This window comes from Nocardia sp. 852002-20019_SCH5090214, assembly GCF_001665865.1.
GTDB lineage: Bacteria > Actinomycetota > Actinomycetes > Mycobacteriales > Mycobacteriaceae > Nocardia > Nocardia nova.
On record NZ_LZMK01000180.1, the window covers coordinates 22,210 to 38,318 of the forward strand.

General features: G+C 65.9%; 16 protein-coding genes. 10 read left to right on the forward strand and 6 right to left on the reverse strand.

Features of this window, described 5'->3' with window-relative positions; all coding sequences use genetic code 11:
* The first annotated feature begins 163 nt into the window (after positions 1–163).
* Positions 164–367 carry a hypothetical protein gene (locus tag A5780_RS14040; protein WP_156769498.1) on the forward strand — a complete coding sequence of 68 codons (204 nt, stop codon included), beginning with the start codon at positions 164–166 and terminating at the stop codon, positions 365–367.
* On the opposite strand, the gene A5780_RS14045 is transcribed toward A5780_RS14040, so the two are convergent.
* The 5 genes from A5780_RS14045 to A5780_RS14065 form a co-directional block, all read right to left on the reverse strand.
* A complete protein-coding gene (locus A5780_RS14045; protein ID WP_064908642.1) occupies positions 357–1,334 on the reverse strand; it encodes a zinc-binding dehydrogenase in 978 nt (325 codons plus the stop codon). The genes A5780_RS14040 and A5780_RS14045 overlap by 11 nt on opposite strands.
* Complete coding sequence (locus A5780_RS14050; RefSeq protein WP_064908643.1) at positions 1,334–2,128, reverse strand: hotdog fold thioesterase; 795 nt, start codon at positions 2,126–2,128, stop codon at positions 1,334–1,336. The genes A5780_RS14045 and A5780_RS14050 overlap by 1 nt, the downstream gene beginning before the upstream one ends.
* Positions 2,125–3,816 (reverse strand): AMP-binding protein, encoded by a 1,692-nt coding sequence (locus tag A5780_RS14055; RefSeq protein WP_064908651.1) that lies wholly within the window; start codon positions 3,814–3,816, stop codon positions 2,125–2,127. Before A5780_RS14055 ends, A5780_RS14050 begins: the two co-directional genes overlap by 4 nt.
* 322 nt (positions 3,817–4,138) lie before the next feature.
* Positions 4,139–5,029 (reverse strand): CoA ester lyase, encoded by an 891-nt coding sequence (locus A5780_RS14060; RefSeq protein WP_082976468.1) that lies wholly within the window; start codon positions 5,027–5,029, stop codon positions 4,139–4,141.
* Positions 5,026–5,478 (reverse strand): MaoC family dehydratase, encoded by a 453-nt coding sequence (locus tag A5780_RS14065; RefSeq protein WP_063001721.1) that lies wholly within the window; start codon positions 5,476–5,478, stop codon positions 5,026–5,028. The genes A5780_RS14060 and A5780_RS14065 overlap by 4 nt, the downstream gene beginning before the upstream one ends.
* A 251-nt stretch (positions 5,479–5,729) precedes the next feature.
* Between A5780_RS14065 and A5780_RS14070 the strand changes: the two genes are divergently transcribed.
* Positions 5,730–6,878, forward strand: coding sequence for a LuxR C-terminal-related transcriptional regulator (locus tag A5780_RS14070; RefSeq protein WP_231982950.1), 1,149 nt, complete (start codon positions 5,730–5,732; stop codon positions 6,876–6,878).
* Positions 6,875–7,858: a LuxR C-terminal-related transcriptional regulator gene (locus A5780_RS14075; protein WP_082976469.1), complete on the forward strand. Its 984-nt coding sequence runs from the start codon at positions 6,875–6,877 to the stop codon at positions 7,856–7,858. The genes A5780_RS14070 and A5780_RS14075 overlap by 4 nt, the downstream gene beginning before the upstream one ends.
* Here A5780_RS14075 and A5780_RS14080 read toward each other — a convergent pair.
* The gene (locus A5780_RS14080) at positions 7,824–8,147 is read right to left on the reverse strand and encodes a 2Fe-2S iron-sulfur cluster-binding protein (protein WP_063001613.1); all 324 of its coding nucleotides are present in this window, start codon (positions 8,145–8,147) and stop codon (positions 7,824–7,826) included. The genes A5780_RS14075 and A5780_RS14080 overlap by 35 nt on opposite strands.
* A 225-nt stretch (positions 8,148–8,372) precedes the next feature.
* On the opposite strand from A5780_RS14080, the gene A5780_RS14085 reads away from it, so the two are divergent.
* The 7 genes from A5780_RS14085 to A5780_RS14115 all read left to right on the forward strand — a co-directional run bounded on the left by A5780_RS14085 (position 8,373) and on the right by A5780_RS14115 (position 15,981).
* Positions 8,373–9,695 carry a cytochrome P450 gene (locus A5780_RS14085; protein WP_064908645.1) on the forward strand — a complete coding sequence of 441 codons (1,323 nt, stop codon included), beginning with the start codon at positions 8,373–8,375 and terminating at the stop codon, positions 9,693–9,695.
* A 5-nt stretch (positions 9,696–9,700) separates the two neighbouring features.
* Positions 9,701–10,984, forward strand: coding sequence for an NAD(P)/FAD-dependent oxidoreductase (locus A5780_RS14090; protein WP_064908646.1), 1,284 nt, complete (start codon positions 9,701–9,703; stop codon positions 10,982–10,984).
* Positions 10,985–10,986: 2 nt separating this feature from the next.
* Positions 10,987–12,090 (forward strand): NAD(P)-dependent alcohol dehydrogenase, encoded by a 1,104-nt coding sequence (locus A5780_RS14095; RefSeq protein WP_064908647.1) that lies wholly within the window; start codon positions 10,987–10,989, stop codon positions 12,088–12,090.
* A 25-nt stretch (positions 12,091–12,115) separates the two neighbouring features.
* A complete protein-coding gene (locus A5780_RS14100; RefSeq protein WP_197521751.1) occupies positions 12,116–13,555 on the forward strand; it encodes an aldehyde dehydrogenase in 1,440 nt (479 codons plus the stop codon).
* Positions 13,556–13,673: 118 nt separating this feature from the next.
* On the forward strand, positions 13,674–13,964 hold the full coding sequence (locus A5780_RS14105) for a hypothetical protein (protein ID WP_064908648.1): 291 nt from the start codon (positions 13,674–13,676) through the stop codon (positions 13,962–13,964).
* Positions 13,965–14,020: 56 nt separating this feature from the next.
* The gene (locus A5780_RS14110; protein ID WP_064908649.1) at positions 14,021–15,175 is read left to right on the forward strand and encodes an acyl-CoA dehydrogenase family protein; all 1,155 of its coding nucleotides are present in this window, start codon (positions 14,021–14,023) and stop codon (positions 15,173–15,175) included.
* Positions 15,172–15,981 (forward strand): SDR family NAD(P)-dependent oxidoreductase, encoded by an 810-nt coding sequence (locus A5780_RS14115; protein WP_197521752.1) that lies wholly within the window; start codon positions 15,172–15,174, stop codon positions 15,979–15,981. The genes A5780_RS14110 and A5780_RS14115 overlap by 4 nt, the downstream gene beginning before the upstream one ends.
* Positions 15,982–16,109 lie beyond the last annotated feature (128 nt).

Sequence of the window (16,109 nt, forward strand, 5' to 3'; positions counted from 1 at the left end):
GGCGATGCCAACACACGTCCCCGGTCAATCGGTCGCAGGCATGTCCGGGGACCGCCGGAGGATCCGACCTTCGTGCCTGTCAACGCCGACTCGAAGAGTCCGGCCGCGCCGCCGCGACGAACTCTCCGACCTGGGACAGGAATTGGGTATCTGAATGGCCTGCGTGGTCGTATATGACGCGAATGTGCTGTACGGCAACACCTTGCGGGCCGTGATGATCCGTTCCTGCTCGACCAGATCGGTATCGACGACCGGCGATTGTGGGCTGGCGTCCAGCAGATTGCGGATTCTCGGCGCAACCATCCGGAAGCTGCAGAAGACGTACTCGACGCACGCGAAGCCCGAGCGATTGATGCTCAAGGAGTGAGCACGATCTTGCCGATCGCGTCGCCCGCCTCCAGATGCCGATGTGCCTGTGCGGCGTCGTCCAGCGAATAGGTCGCGGCGATGGTCGGCGCGGCCACCGCGCCGGTGGCGACCAGGTTCAGCAGGCCGCGGAAATCACCCAGGCCGCCCATTGTCGTGCCCAAGAGGCTGTATTGGCCGAAGAAGAAGCGGCGGACGTCCATGGTCACGTGTTCGGCGACGTTGGCGCCGAGAACCACCACACGCCCGCCGGGCCGCAGAGCTTCGACCGACCGGTCCCACAGGCCGACCGGGTCGAGGATGACGTCGAACCCATTTCCGTCCGGGGACAACGCCTTTGCCTGTTGGGGCCAGTCCTCGCGGGAATGCAGGACGCCACCGGCGGCACCGCTGTTGCGGGCTCTGGCCAGCTTTTCCTCCGACGATGCCGTAACGAAAGCTTGGGCGCCGAGGGCCGTCGCCAGCGACAGCGCCATCGTCGCGACTCCGCCCCCGGCGCCGATGATGAGCAGCGATTCCCCCGCGCTCAGGCCGGCCCGAGTCACCAGGGCCCGATACGACGTCACGCCCACGAGCGGTAGGGCCGCTGCCTCTTCCCAGGAATAGCCGGCCGGTTTGGGGGCCAGGCATTGCTCGGGAACGCAGACCCGTTCGGCGTAGGTTCCCGGCACGTGGTCGCCCAGGATCTCGAAATCGGCCGCGGGGGCGTCATGGCGGTCCCCCCAGAACAGCGAGGGGAGGATGACCACCTCCTCGCCGGTGTCGGTGCGCACGCCGGCGCCGTCCGCGCCGGGGGTGTGCGGCAGCGGCGAACGATACTGCCCGCGACGTACCAGCACGTCGTGCCAGTTGAGCGCGCTCGCACGCAAGTCGACTGTGACCCAACCATTCCGGCCGATCGGCTCGTCGACCTCACGGAACACCAACTGCTCCGGACCGCCGAAGTCCGACATCACGATCGCTTTCATCAGATCTCCCGCTGTACGGTCACGGTTGCCTCGGCGCACGTCTTGCCCGACGCGTTCACGGCGACCACTCGAACCACCACGAGCGAGCGACCGCGGTGGACTACTTCGGCACGGAAGGTCGTGGTGTCATTCGCGTTGCCCGGCCGGACGAAGACCATATCGATGCTCGTGGTCCGCAGACTGCCGTCGGCTTCGAGCGCCGACATGGCGGCGAATTCCGCTCCGCAGAGCAGGATTCCGCCGTGCACATCGCCGATGCCGTTGGCAGCGAATGCCGAAGCGGGCAATTCCACGATACCGCAAGCACTTTCACGCACGCCCAGCGCATCGCGAATGGAGACCGACTCCACGGGAGCATCGAACTCCACGGCCGGGGCGGTGGGCGGTCCGTCGACCGAAAGCAGGTGCGAGCGTTGGGTGATCAACGCGATGACCGTCCCGGCCGCGTCGGTCACCACGCCACGAGTCGTCCCGCCGCGATCGTCGCTGCCGATCAATTCACCTGTCACCGCCAGCAGCGATCCGTCCACCGGCGGATCCGCGAGCAGGTCGAGCCGGATCCCGAGGCTCACGGGCCATTTATCCCACGGCGATGCCGCCGCGACGATGTATCCCGTGACATCATCGAGCGGCACTGCGAGCGCGGCCCGGCTGACACCGGCAGCCGGATCCCGCAACCAGGGGCCCGACTCGACCGCCAATTCGGCGCGGTCCGACGACAGACCGATCGGCCGCACGCGCACCAGCGCCTCAGCGCCACTGATCAGAAATTCGGGCGTGAAGGCCGAACTCAACGAGCACCCGCCGCCGTCGGTTGGCTGAGCTCGGCGGCCACCCGCATGCGCAGCAGGTGCTTCTGAATCTTGCCGGTCGCGGTCATCGGCAGTTCGTCGACCGCGATGACGCGTTCGGGCGTCTTCTGAATGGCGACACCTCGATCGGTGAGATACGTGCGTAGTTGCTCGACAGTCGGCGGGGTGTGCCCCGCCTTGGTGACCACATAGCAGCACACCTTCTCCCCCAGCTTCTCATCCGGCATGCCCACGATGGCGAGCGCGAGCAGGTCCGGGTGATCGGCCAGCTTGTCCTCGACTTCGCGGACACTGATGTTCATGCCACCGCGAATCACGATGTCCTTGGTGCGGCCGGTAACTCGCACATACCCTTGCTCATCCATCACTCCGAGATCGCCGGAACGCGAGAACCCATCGGGAGTGAACAGTTCCGCTGTCTCCTCCGGGCGATTGAGGTATTCGATCATGTGTTCCGGACCGCGATAGGCGATATCGCCCTCGGCTCCGCGCGGCAGTTCGTTTCCGTCGGGCCCGACGATGCGCACCTCCGAGCCGGGCAGCGCGGTGCCGTCGGAGGTGATGGCCCGTCGCGGGTCTCCGTTGATGCGGCACGTCGTCGTCGACAGATTCTCGCTGCGCCCGTACAGCGAGAGCACATTCGTACTCGGCAGCTTGGCCTTGGCGTTCTCGACGACCGCCGCCGGGATCGGAGAGCCGGCGCATACCCACACCCGCAACGACGACAGGTCGAACTCCGGGTGTTCCTCGGCTGCCGCGACCAGGGTCTGCAGGAAGGTGGTCGCGGTGACCGCCGCTGTGCAGCCGAACTTCTCGATCTCGGCCAGGCCCCGTTCCGGATTCCACTCCGCCATCAGGTGCGACGACGCACCGGCGACCAGCGGGATCAGCACACTGGTCACCAGACCCGTCGTGTGCGTGATCGGCGACGGCCCGAATTGCACATCCGCCTCGGTGTGTCCGAACGCCACAACCAGGGCGCGCGCGCCGGAGGCATAGGTATTGAAGGTGTGCAAGCAACCTTTGGGGCGCGAGGTCGTGCCCGACGTGTAGACGATGACGAATGGATCGTCCGGATGCACCCGAAGGTCGAGCGTCGCGTCGACGCTCGCGGAATCGTCGGCGGTGATCAGATCCTCGAGCACCATGATCCCGCGTTCGGCCAGCGCGTCACCAGCGTCCTCGGGCGCGCGCACGGCGACGATCGACTCGAGGGTGTCCGAATCCTTGCGGATCTCCTCGAACATCGACAGGTAGTCGAACCCTTTGAACTGTGCCGGTGCGATCGCCATCCGGACCGCGGCATCCGACACCACATGCGACACCTCGTCCTTGCGGTAGATCGGCATGATCGGCACCATCACCGCACCGATCCGCGCGAGCGCCGCCGCGACCAGCACGAAGGCGGCCCAGTTCGGAAGTTGGACCGCTACACGGTCACCTGCGCGCACGCCCTGGCGGTGCAGGCCCAGCGCCAAGCGCTGCGAGGTGTCGTAGAGCTCGGCGAAGGTGAGGGCGTATGTGCCGTCGGTGACGAACACCTTGTCCGGATTCGCCTCGGCGCGTGAGCGCAGCAACTCGGTGAAGTTGACGTCGGCCCACTGCCCGGTCGCGTAGAACTCCTCGATCTGCGCCTGGGTGTATCGGCCGAGATTCCGCTCGCTGGTCATGGTGTCCATCCTCTATCAGTGCATCCCGCGCTTCGTCCAAAGATTAGAATGGTTGGACCGAATAGCGCAAGCATTTGTGGTGGCTGGGGTCTTGATCGACGGTGTGTTTTCGCTGTACAGCGCGGATATCTGGCACTGAAACACGCAAAACCGCCATCGCGGCGATCGGCACCGTCCGATGCAACGCTTAATGGCGCCGATCACAGTGGAGGCAGCGCGACCAATCCGCCAGGGCGCCCTGGCCGGACCGCACGATCGCGGCCCCGCAGGAAGGTGAGACGGCAGCGGCAGCCGTGGGGGCCCTGGCGGCGACCACCCAGCCTCAGGATTCTCGTGTGTGGCCCGCCAGTGCGAGCACCTGCTCGGCCTGCTTCAGATGCGGCAGATCGAGCATCTTCCCGTCCAGCGCAACAGTTCCCACATCCTCGGAGAACGCGTCCACGACCCGCCGGGCGTACTCCACTTCATCGACCGTCGGGGTGAATGCGGCATTGATGGCGTCGACCTGCCCCGGATGGATCGCGATCCGGCCGCTGAATCCTTCGGCGCGGGCGCGACGGCACGATTCCGCGAGCCCCTCGGTGTCGCGGATGTCCACATACAGTGTCTCGACGGCCTCGACATCCGCCGCCCGCGCGGCCATCAAAGCCAGCGAACGCACGATGCGATAGGTGACGGCCCACTCCCCGGTCGGGCCGAGATTCGTGGAGGCGCCCAACGCCGCGCTCAAATCCTCTGCACCCCAGGTCAATCCGTACAGCCTCTCGATCCCGGCCTCGGCGAAATCGCCCAGCCGGAACGGTGCGCGGGCCGTCTCGGTGGCCACCGGCAGCACACGGATACTGCCCGCCCGAAGTCCGTGGGCGCACTCGAGGACCTCGAGGTAGTGATGGACGCGTTCGACGTCGGCGGGTCCGTCGATCTTCGGAATCATGATCCCGGCCGGCCCTGCGGCAACGACGGCGGCCAGGTCCGCGAGCGCATGCTCGGTCCCCAGTGGATTCATCCGTACCCATAGTTGCGGCCTCCGCGCGGAGCCGGATTCGGCGCCGAGAAATTCGGCCACCAGTTTCCGGGCCATCGGTTTCCGGCTCGCGCTGACAGCGTCTTCGAGGTCCAGGATCACCGCATCGGCCGGCGAATCGGCGATCTTGCCCATCTTTCGCTCGCTGTCGCCGGGGACGAACAGGAACGATCGGATCGGCGCGTTCACTGCGGCTTCCTCCGTTGCAGACCCGATCGCTTACACGAAGCGACCAGTTCGTCGCGCTGGTTGAACGCTTGATGCAAGAACACGACGATTCCCTGATCCGGTCGCGACTTGGAGTCGCGCAGTTCCAGGACTTCCGTCACCACGTGCAGGGTGTCGCCGTGGAATACCGGCTTGGGAAAGCGCACCTCGTCCCAGCCCAGATTGGCGACCGCCGTCCCCAGCGTGGTGTCGCCGACCGAGATCCCGACCATCAGCCCCAGCGTGAACGCGCTGTTCACGATCCGCTGACCGAACTGCGTCCCCTGCATGTACTCCTCGTCGAGGTGCAGCAGCGCCGGATTGTGCGTCATCGCCGTGAACAGCACGTTGTCCGTCTCGGTGACCGTGCGCCGAATCGCATGCTCGAACCTCTGCCCCACCGACAATTCGTCGAACCACACACCAGCCACGTTGCCTACCTCCATATCGCCGTAACTGTTATATGGTACGACCAAATTATTGGAAGGGTCAATGCCTCGCGTTCCAGCACTCGAGCAGAGGGTCGAAGACCGACCGAATCTCGGAGTCGACGCTGCCCGCATTGGATCAACCGCCATATTTGGACATACCATATACATGGTATTGTGTGCCTTGGGTCACACGGCGTCGTCGTCGACGAATACCGCCGCACGTCGGTGATCTCATTGCGCAAGGAGTGACAGTGACTGTGCAGTCAGCAATGACGCGGACTCGCCCGGGAAGCGACGCCCATGTCGCCGAACAAGCCTTCACGCGACTGCTGGAATTGATCGGCCCGGATCCCGAGCTGCTGCGGTTGCAGGACTTCAATCCGAGCCTGTCGCTGGTGCGCGACTACGCCAGTCGTGCGCTGCGCATCGGCTTGCCCGCCCCCGAGGTGACCGCCGAGGTCGCGACGATCCTGATGACGGTCGACAAGGCCATACGGGCGGACATCGCCCGCCGCATTCACGTGCACAGCAAGCAGTTCGGCGGCCTGACTCGCGTGGTGCGGGCGATCGACAGTGCTCGCGATGCGTCGCTGTCGAGCGTGCTGACCAGCGAATTGTGCACCGCCTTGGGCTACGGCAAGGCGATGTACTCGGTGGTCTCGGGGTCGCATTGGTCACCGGTATCGGTCTCGGTGAATCCGGAACTGGGTCATGACTACGATCCGCTGGTCGCCGCGGTCGACGGCCGGTCGATCCCCTTGCGCGATGCGCCTCGGGAGGCGGAGCTGGTCCGGCGCCGTCGCTCGTATTCGGTGGGGCCCGCCGAGGTCAACCGGCACACGTATCGGCCGCTGCTGGACCTGAGCCGCCCGGCGGGCTATCTCGCGGTACCGATCGTCGTCGCGAATCGAGCGGTCGCGATCGTCCATGTCGACCGTCACGACAATGACCTGAACGAGGCGGACTTCCATCTGATCACCACCTTGGCGCAGGCGTGTGCGCTGTCGGCCGAATCGGCGCAATTGCATGCGTCGATCACCGAACAGAATCGCCGCACCACGGAGGATTTGAACAAACTTCAGCGCGCGCTGCGCGAGCTAGAGGACACGAAGGTCGGGTTCGACGACCTCGAGGGCAAGCCTGTCGCGCATTCGACGGAACTCGAATTTGCCCCGCGCGCAACACGTTACCTCACAGCGCTCACTGCCCGTGAGCGCGATGTGCTGGCACTGATCGCCAGTGGCGCCACCAACGGCGCGATTTCGCGACAACTGCGCATTTCCGACGGCACCGTGAAATCGCATGTGCAACGCATCTTCAAAAAGATCGGCGTCAGCACCAGAGCCGAAGCCGCCGCCCTCTACGCCGGCCACCGGTCGCCGCCGGGACTTTCGGCATGAGCGGATCCGGGCCGCAGGAGGCGGCGGAGCGTGACCCCGCAGACCGGGACGCGCAGGATGTCGAGCCGACCGCCGACGCACTCATCGCCGCGATGAGAACGGCGTCGGGCCCTCGCTTGACCGAACTCGGTAGCCAACTCGCCGAGCGCCTCGAACGAGAACAAGCGTTGCGCGACAACGAGATCGACGAGCTTCGCCGCGCGGCTCAGCGCCTCGACCGGGCGGTCGCGGACCTTACCGATGCCTCGTCGGGCACCGTACTACTTCGACGTGCATGCGCGGCGTTGGCGGATATCTGCTCCGCCGAGCGGGTGCTGGCCTCCAGTATCGAGGCCGATCGAGCCGTGCCGGTCGCGACCTACGAGTCCGGTGACGCGGCGGCGATCCCGGCGGACTACCCGCTGCTTCCCGGATCGGCGGAGTCGCGCGTCGTCACTGGCGGCGGCGCACCGCTGACCGGCCGGCCGGTGGCGGCGCTGAGGCATCTGTTCCCACAGGACTGCACGATCATGGCCGTCACCGTCGGCGACACGCCCGCTCTGATCGTTCATGTGGCGGGAACATTCGATGCGGCACAGCATGATTCGACCACGCTGTTGCTGGAGGTGCTCGGCGGATGCCTGCGGCGGCTGGGCCTGGCCGCGCGCAGAACCCGGCAGCTCGAGCTTCTTCGATCGAGTGGTGTCGCACGCGAGGGTCACACCGATGTCCCGGCGGGGCAGACGGTACGAGAGTCCACACCGCCCGCTCCCTCATGGATGGAACCGTTGACCGAACGGGAGAGCGAAGTATTGCGACTGATACTCACGGGCTCGTCCAATACCGCGATCGCCAACGAATTGGTCATCACCGTCGATACAGTGAAATCGCATGTCAAACGGATACTGCGAAAGTTGGGGGCGACCAACCGTAGTGTATTGATCGCCCGCCATTCCGCTGGATCTCTCACGAACCATTCGATTGCGCCACCGTCACGGTGATCGGCTCCATCTCCGCATTCAGCACCAGCTGACAGGCCAGCCGGGAGCAACTGCGCGCCCCGTCGAGGAATTCGAGCAGATCCTGCTCCTCCATGGACGGCTCGCCGAACGCCGCGGCGGACTCATCCTCCACATATACATGGCAGGTGGCGCACGAACAGCTTCCGCCGCATTCGGCGACGATGCCCGGCAGGTTGTTTCGCACGGAGCCGTCCATCACCGTCTGGCCGGCGGGAACGTCGACCGAATGGGCCGTGCCGTCGGGCAGTCGATAGACAACGGTGGGCATGGGGTCCTCCTCCGAAAGGTGAAACGCTGCTTACCAGCGATTCCAGTCTGCGAAGCGCGAAGGTGGGCAGACATCCCCACGACGGTCGATCACCATCGGCCATCGGGGTGATTCCCGCGCCGCAAATCCCCCTTTTTGCCGACACCGTTCCGGCATCGGTGTGATGTGACTCACCTCTCCCGCTGCCACGCTGGGTACCACTTCCCGATCGAGCGAGGAGAGACAATGAGCACCACGGAGCAGGCCACCGAGTTGATCCCGGACACCATCGCCCGGCAGATCGTGCTTCCCGAGGGCCACCGTGACAACGACGCGCTGTTCGAGGCCTACCGCTGGCTGCGGGAGAACAATCCGCTCGGCCGCGCGGTCGTCGAGGGCTACGACCCGCTGTGGCTGGTCAGCAAGCACGCCGACCTCATGGAGATCGAACGCCAGCCCGACATCTTCACCAGCGCGGGCGGCGAGCACAAGGGTTCGGTCAATCCGATTCTGGCCAATCAGGCAGGCGACGCGTTCACCAAGAGCATCAACAACGGCAGCCTGCGGATCCTGGAAACCCTCACCTACCTCGATCCGCCGGAGCACACCGAGATCAAAGATATTGCGCTGGACTGGTTTCGGCCGCAGAACCTGGCGCAGTGGGAATCGGTGATCCGGGAGCTGGCCAAGTCCGCGGTGGCGCGGCTGCTCGAGACCGATGGGCGGATCGACTTCGTCAAGGACTTCGCGCTGCAGTATCCACTGCACGTCATCATGAGCCTGTTCGGTGTTCCCGAATCCGATGAGCCCCGGATGATGTCGCTGACGCAGGAGTTCTTCGGCACCGCCGACCCGGACGCCGCACGCGAAGACGTGGAGCAGCTCACCCCGGACGCCGCAGCCAAGCAGTGGGTCGCCACGATCCAGGATTTCTTCGCGTATTTCGAGACGCTGCTTCAGGATCGGCGCCAGAACCCCCGCGATGACCTCGCCACCATCATCGCCGAAGCTCGCAACTCGGACGGTGAGTACTACCCGAACGAGGTGGCCTACGGCTACTTCATCGCCATCGCGACCGCCGGCCACGACACAACCTCCAGCACACTCGCCGGCGGCATGCTCGAACTCGGTCGCAATCCGGAGCAGCTCGAGCGCGTCCGCAACGACCTGTCGCTGGTCCCGCACCTGGTCAACGAGTCGCTGCGCTGGGCATCGCCGGTGAAGCACTTCATGCGGACCGCGACCCAGGACTACACGCTGCGCGGACGCGAGATTCACGCCGGCGACCGCTTCATGCTGCTGTACCAGTCGGGCAACCGCGACGCCGACGCCAACCCGGACCCCGATCGCTTCGACGTGACCCGGCGACCCAACAAGCACATCGCCTTCGGTTACGGGCCGCATATGTGCATCGGACAGCACCTGGCCAAACTCGAGTTGCGCGTCATGCTCGAAGAGCTACTGCCCCATGTGAAGTCGATTACGCCCACCGGGGACCAGCGGTTCATTCAGACGAACTTCGTCGGCGGGCTCAAGAACATGCCCGTGGCGATCGAATTCGACAGGTAGCAGCAATGCACACCGAGCATCCGACTCACACTGTGGTGATCGTCGGAGCGGGACAGGCCGGCGGCACACTCGCCGGTCTGCTCCGGCAGCAGAAATTCACCGGTCGCGTGGTGATGTACGGAGCCGAGCCGGTCCCGCCGTATCATCGGCCGCCGTTGTCGAAGAAGTACGACAGCGACGACTACGTGCAGTGGTTGCGGCCCGAATCGTTCTACGCCGACAACCACATCGAACTTCATCTGGACGATCCGGTGGTCGGCATCGATCGCGCGGCACGGACGGTGACCACGCGGTCCGGACCAACCGTCCGCTACGACACCCTGGTACTCGCCACCGGCGCCAGTCCCCGTGCCCTCCCTGTCCCCGGAGCCGATCTCGCCGGCGTGCTCACGCTGCGGACCCTCGCCGATGCCACCGAGCTGCGGGCCGCAGTGCTCGCCGGAGCGCGTATCGCCATCGTCGGCGCCGGCTATGTCGGGCTCGAGGTTGCCGCGGCGGCACGAGCACGCGGGTGTGAGGTGACCGTGATCGAACGTGAGGACCGAGTACTGGCGCGCGTGGCGAGCCTTGAATTGTCGCGCATCCTCACCGACAGCCATCTCGCACGCGGCACCCGCATCGTCACCGGCGCCGACGTGCGCGAAGTTCTCGGCCGCGACGGAAGAGTCCGGGGAGTGCGGCTCGGCGACGGCACCGACATCGATTGCGACACTGTGATCGTCGGCATCGGCGCCGCCCCCGAGGACAGTCTCGCCCGCGATGCGGGCCTGGACTGCATGGCAGGCATCGTGGTCGACGCGGCCGCCCGCACCAGCGATCCGAACATCCTGGCCATCGGCGATGTCACCCATCGGCTGCACGAGGGTCTTGGGGCACTGGTCCGGCTGGAGAGCATTCCGAGCGCCACGGAACAGGCCAGACAGGCCGCCGCCGTGATCACCGGCGAACCGGTCCCCGCGCACGAGGTGCCCTGGTTCTGGTCGGATCAATTCGACCTGAAGATGAAGATGGCCGGAGTACCGGCACCGGGCACCGCGGCGGTGCTGCGCGGCGATCCCCGCACCGGTTCCTGCGCACTGTTCCACCTGGAAGCCGACGGGCGCGCGCAGTGCGTCGAAACTGTCAACGCCGCAGCCGACTTCATGGCCGGAAAGAAGCTCATCGGCACCGGCGCGCGGCTGGATCGTGCCGCTCTGGCCGATCCGGCCACCTCCCTGCGTCATGCCGCGCAGGGCAGCGATCACACACCGGTCGCCGCGAGCGATCGCGCCGAAACACGAAGGATCTGATCATGCAAGCATTGGCCGCGGTCGCCCGCGCCCCGCACAGCGACTTCTCGCTCGAGACCATCACCATCGACGGACCGAAGCCGGGCGAGGTGCTGGTGAAGATCGAGGCCGTCGGAATCTGCCACACCGATCTGGCCGCTCGCGACGGAGCGCTGCCGGTCGCCCTGCCCGCGGTGTTCGGTCACGAAGGCTGCGGTGTCGTCGAAGCGATCGGCGAAGGCGTCACCAAGGTGGCACCGGGCGACCGAGTCGCGATCACCTTCGCCAGCTGCGGATCCTGCCCGGCATGCCGTGCCGATTCGCCGTCGTACTGCCACAACTTCATGCATTTGAACTACGCCGGTGTGCGCGCCGACGGCACCGGCCCGCTGTCGGCGGGAGCCGAGGCGATCACCGGGCTGTTCTTCGGGCAGTCCTCGTTCGCCACCCACAGCGTGGCGTTGGAGCGCAATGTGGTCAAGGCGCCGAGCGACCTCCCGGCCGAGATAATCGCGCCGATCGGTTGCGGCATCCAAACCGGAGCGGGTGCGGTGCTGCGTTCGCTCACGTGCCGGCCGGGCTCGTCGCTGCTGGTCGCCGGGGCGGGATCGGTCGGCCTGGCCGCCGTCATGGCCGCCGCGGTGCGGGAGTGCGCGACCATTATCGTCATCGAGCCCCATGCCTCGCGCCGCGAGCTCGCGATCGAACTCGGCGCGACACACGCCATCGACCCTGGCGCGGGTCCGGTCGCGGAGCAGGTTCGTGCCATAGTCGCCGCCGGTGTCGACTACGCCATCGACACCTCGGGCATGCCGGCGGTGATCGACGGTCTGGTCAAGTCGATGACCTTCCACGGAAAGCTGGGCCTGATCGGCGTACCCGCCGATCCTGAAGCCGCGCTGCCGATTTCGGTGATCGAGACGCTGGTACTGGGCCTCACGGTCGTCGGCATCATCGAAGGTGACAGCGTTCCGGACGAATTCATCCCGGAACTGATCGAGCTGTACCGGGCCGGCCGGTTCCCGATCGACAAGCTGGTGACCACCTTCGACTTCACCAAGATCAACGACGCCGTCGCGGCGCAACATCGCGGTGAAGTCCTCAAACCCGTTCTCGTCCACGACTGAACCGTCCGGAGCAGAAGGCACCATCATGACCATCGATTACACCGACCTCTATCTCGACGGGCGCTGGGTCGCGCCGGCCACGAGTTCGATCATCCCGGTGATCTCACCGGCTACCGAGGAGCGCATCGGCTCCGTCCCCGAGGGCAGCGAGGCCGATATCGACGCAGCGGTCGCCGCGGCTCGGGCGGCCTTCGACGATCCGGCCGGCTGGGCGCAGTGGGACGGCGCACGCCGCGCACAAGTACTCGCCGAGTTCGCCGAGAAGCTGCAGGAGCGGGGCGAAGACACCGCACGCCGGGTCAGCAGCCAGAACGGTATGCCGATCGGCCTGGCCCGGCAGTTCGAAAGTGGCTTTCCCGCACTGCTTCTGCAGTACTACGGCAGCATGGTCGCCGATCAGGAGGACGAAATCCGGCCCGGCATGCTCGGCGGCTCGACCGCGGTGACGCGGTCGCCGATCGGTGTGGTCGGCGCCATCGTGCCGTGGAATGTGCCGCAGGCCATCACGTTTCTGAAGATCGCGCCGGCGCTGGCGGCGGGCTGTACCGTCGTGCTCAAACCCGCACCGGAAACCGTGTTGGACGCATTCCTGATGGCCGAGGCCGCACTGGCGGCCGGACTGCCGGCCGGTGTGCTCAATGTGGTGCCCGGCGGGCGCGAACTCGGCGCCTACCTGGTGGCGCACCCGGGTGTGGACAAGGTGTCGTTCACCGGATCGACCGGCGCAGGGCGAGCGATCGCGCGCACCTGTGGCGAACGGCTGCGACCGGTGACGCTGGAATTGGGCGGCAAATCGGCCGCCATCGTGCTCGACGATGCGAACCTCGCCGCAGACATCGAATCCTTCTTCGGTGCGACATTGCTGAACAACGGGCAGATCTGCTGGCTGTGCACCCGCGTCCTGGCGCCGGCCGCGCGCTATGACGAAATCGTCGACACGATCACCGATCTCGCCAAGAGCATCACGGTGGGCGATCCGCTGTCGGACGCCACGCAGATGGGACCGCTGGTCTCCGCCCGGCAACGCGAACGGGTCGAAGGCTATATCGCGGTCGGGCGCAAGGACGGCGGGCGCGTCACCGCCGGCGGCGGCCGGGTCTCCGATCGTGGCTGGTTCGTCGAACCGACGGTCTTCGCCGACGTGCGGCCCGACCACACGATCGCCCGGGAAGAGATCTTCGGACCGGTGCTGTCGGTGATTCCGTACGCCGACGAGGACGAGGCGGTGGCTATTGCCAATGGTTCCGACTACGGGCTCGGCGGCACGGTATGGACGGCGGACGCGGACCGCGGCGCCCGATTCGCGCGCCGCATCGCCTCGGGCACGGTCGGAATCAACGGATACTCCAACGATCCGGCCGCGCCGTTCGGCGGAATCAAGAACAGCGGCATGGGCCGCGAGCTGGGTCCGGAGGGGCTGTCGAGCTACCAGAACGTGAAGAGTATCTATCTCGACGTGCGGTGAGAACGTGGCGCAGTGGCCCGTGAGCCGTCGGGCCATTGCACACAGAAGGACCTGACCATATTATGGTCTGACCATATTTGCCGCGTTCGAGTGCGGCCTCATCAGAGCAGGCCGCCCCATGGAAGTTTTCGACACGATGCGATCCGCCCCGAGTGCCCATGCCCGATTGCAACTGGCGCAACGAATCCGGCGATATCGGCAAACGCGCGATCTGCCACGCCGAACCCGCCACGCGTCACCTCCGCACGCCTACAGCGAGACCGACGAGATGGTTCGCCTGGCGGAGATCTGGCTCCCCTTCGGCGGGCCGCCGGAAGACGAGATCTTCACGCGATTCGGAATCACCGGACGCGCGTTCGAGGCGCGCTTGGCGCAGATCCTAGGCACGGGTCGCACCGCGGCACTCTAGGTCTAAATAAGGACCAATGATAATATTGGTCGGACCTTAAGAGAGGAGGGGCCCGGATGGTGTCCTTCGAATTCGCGGACGAACATGAGGAGTTCCGCAAGACGCTGGAAAGCTTCAGCGAACAGGTACTACTACCCGGCTACCGGGACCGCGCCGCATCGGCGGAGTTTCCGTTCGACATCTACAAGAAGCTGGGTGACCTCGGGGTCCTGGGCATCGGCTTGCCCGAAGAGTACGGCGGCACCGGGCACGAAGATCCGGTCCTGCTCGGCCTCGCCACCGAGACCCTCGCCTACGGCGATGTGAACATGGCCGGAGTACCAGTACAGATCGGACTCTCGGGATCTCAGCTGAGTCTGGCTTCGAAGGAGGTCCGCGAGCGGTACCTGCCGCCGTTGATCGCCGGAGAGGAGACGATCGCGATCGCGCTGACCGAACCCGGGTCGGGATCGGATGCGGCGGGCCTGCGCACCACCGCCACCGCCGTGCCCGGCGGGTGGAAACTCAACGGCGAGAAGACGGCCATCTCGTGGGCGATGAACGCGACCGTCGCCCTCGTCTACGCACGGGAAGCGGGCACCACGCGCTCGACCGGCGTGAGCTGTTTCGTCGTCCCGCTGGACTCCCCCGGCGTCAGCCGCAGCCATATGCCCGGTATGGGGTGTCTGCCCTTGGGCTGGGGCGCTTTGCATTTCGAGGATGTCTTCATCCCGTCCTCGCACATCATTGGCGAAGCGGGCCGGGGCTTCCAGTCGGTGATGAACCACTTCGACTTCAGCCGCGCCGCGCTCGGTCTGCTCTGCCTGGGCGCCGCCAAACAGAGCCTCGAGGAAGCCGCACAGTACGCGCAGCAGCGCGAGGCATTCGGTAAGCCCATCGGCGAGAACCAGGGTGTTTCCTTCCAGCTCGCCGAACACGCGACCTATATCGAGGGGGCGCGCTGGATCTGCTATCGCGCGCTGTGGTCGCGCGAGACCGGACGCCCGCACACCTCGCTCGCCTCGATGAGCAAATGGTGGCCGCCGATCGTCGCCAAGAACGCGATCGAGGCGGCGATGCGCATTCACGGCAACCTCGGATACTCGGTGGAATTCCCACTGCAACAACGCTTCCGAGACGTGATGGCCTACCTGGTCGCGGACGGGACCGCGGAGATCCAGAAGAAGATCATCGCCAAGGACATTTTCACCCGCGGGACGGTCTCGCTGTGAGCAAGTCCTGGGCCGAATCGGGCCATATCCTCGCTCCGCCGAAGGAACTCACCGACAGCGCGGCGCTGGTCATCGGCGGAACCGCCGGCATCGGACTCGCGACGGCGCGACAGCTGGCCGAGGCGGGGGTCCCTCGCATCGTATTGGTCGGTCGAAACGAAGCGCGTGGCGAACAGGCGAAGTCGCTCGTGGAGAAGTCCGGCGCGCAAGTCAGCTTCATTCAGGGTGACCCGATCGACCCGGCTGCGGCGAAATCGATTGCCGCGCAGGCCGAAATCCTGCTGAACGGCATCGACATCCTGGTCTGCTCGACCGCAGCCGACGTCAAGCCGGAGCTGTTCTCGAAGATCGCGACCGAGGACATCGCCACCATCTACACCGATCTCGCCTTGCCTTCGATGCATATGGCGAGCACTGTGATGCCGATGATGCGACAGCGGCGCCACGGCGTCATCGTCAACCTGGCATCCGACGCGGGCAAGACCGCAACTCCCGGCGAGGCGGTGATCGGCGCCGCGAAGGCCGGAATCGTGATGTTCACCAGGACGATTGCCATCGAAGGCAAACGCGACGGGATCCGCGCCAACGTGCTGACACCGTCCCTGGTCAACGAAACCGGTTCCACCGAGCGCATTACCAGCGACGGGTTCAGCGCCAAGCTGTTCGCCAAGGCCGCCCAGCAGGCACACCTCGGAGTGCCGGTCGCCGACGATATCGCCGCGTTGGCGGTATTCCTGTGCCGCCCGGAGTCCGGCCGCCTGACCGGTCAGGCCATCAGCGTCAACGGTGGCATTTCCGCCGCCTGAGCCCGAAGCGCCGCACGACGCCTTCCACACTGTGAGACCGCAGCAGCACACGCTGCGGTCTCACAGGGCGCAGTCGCGAAAACATCCGTGCGCCGAAATTCCTCCTATGGGGGACGGGCATGCCCCAT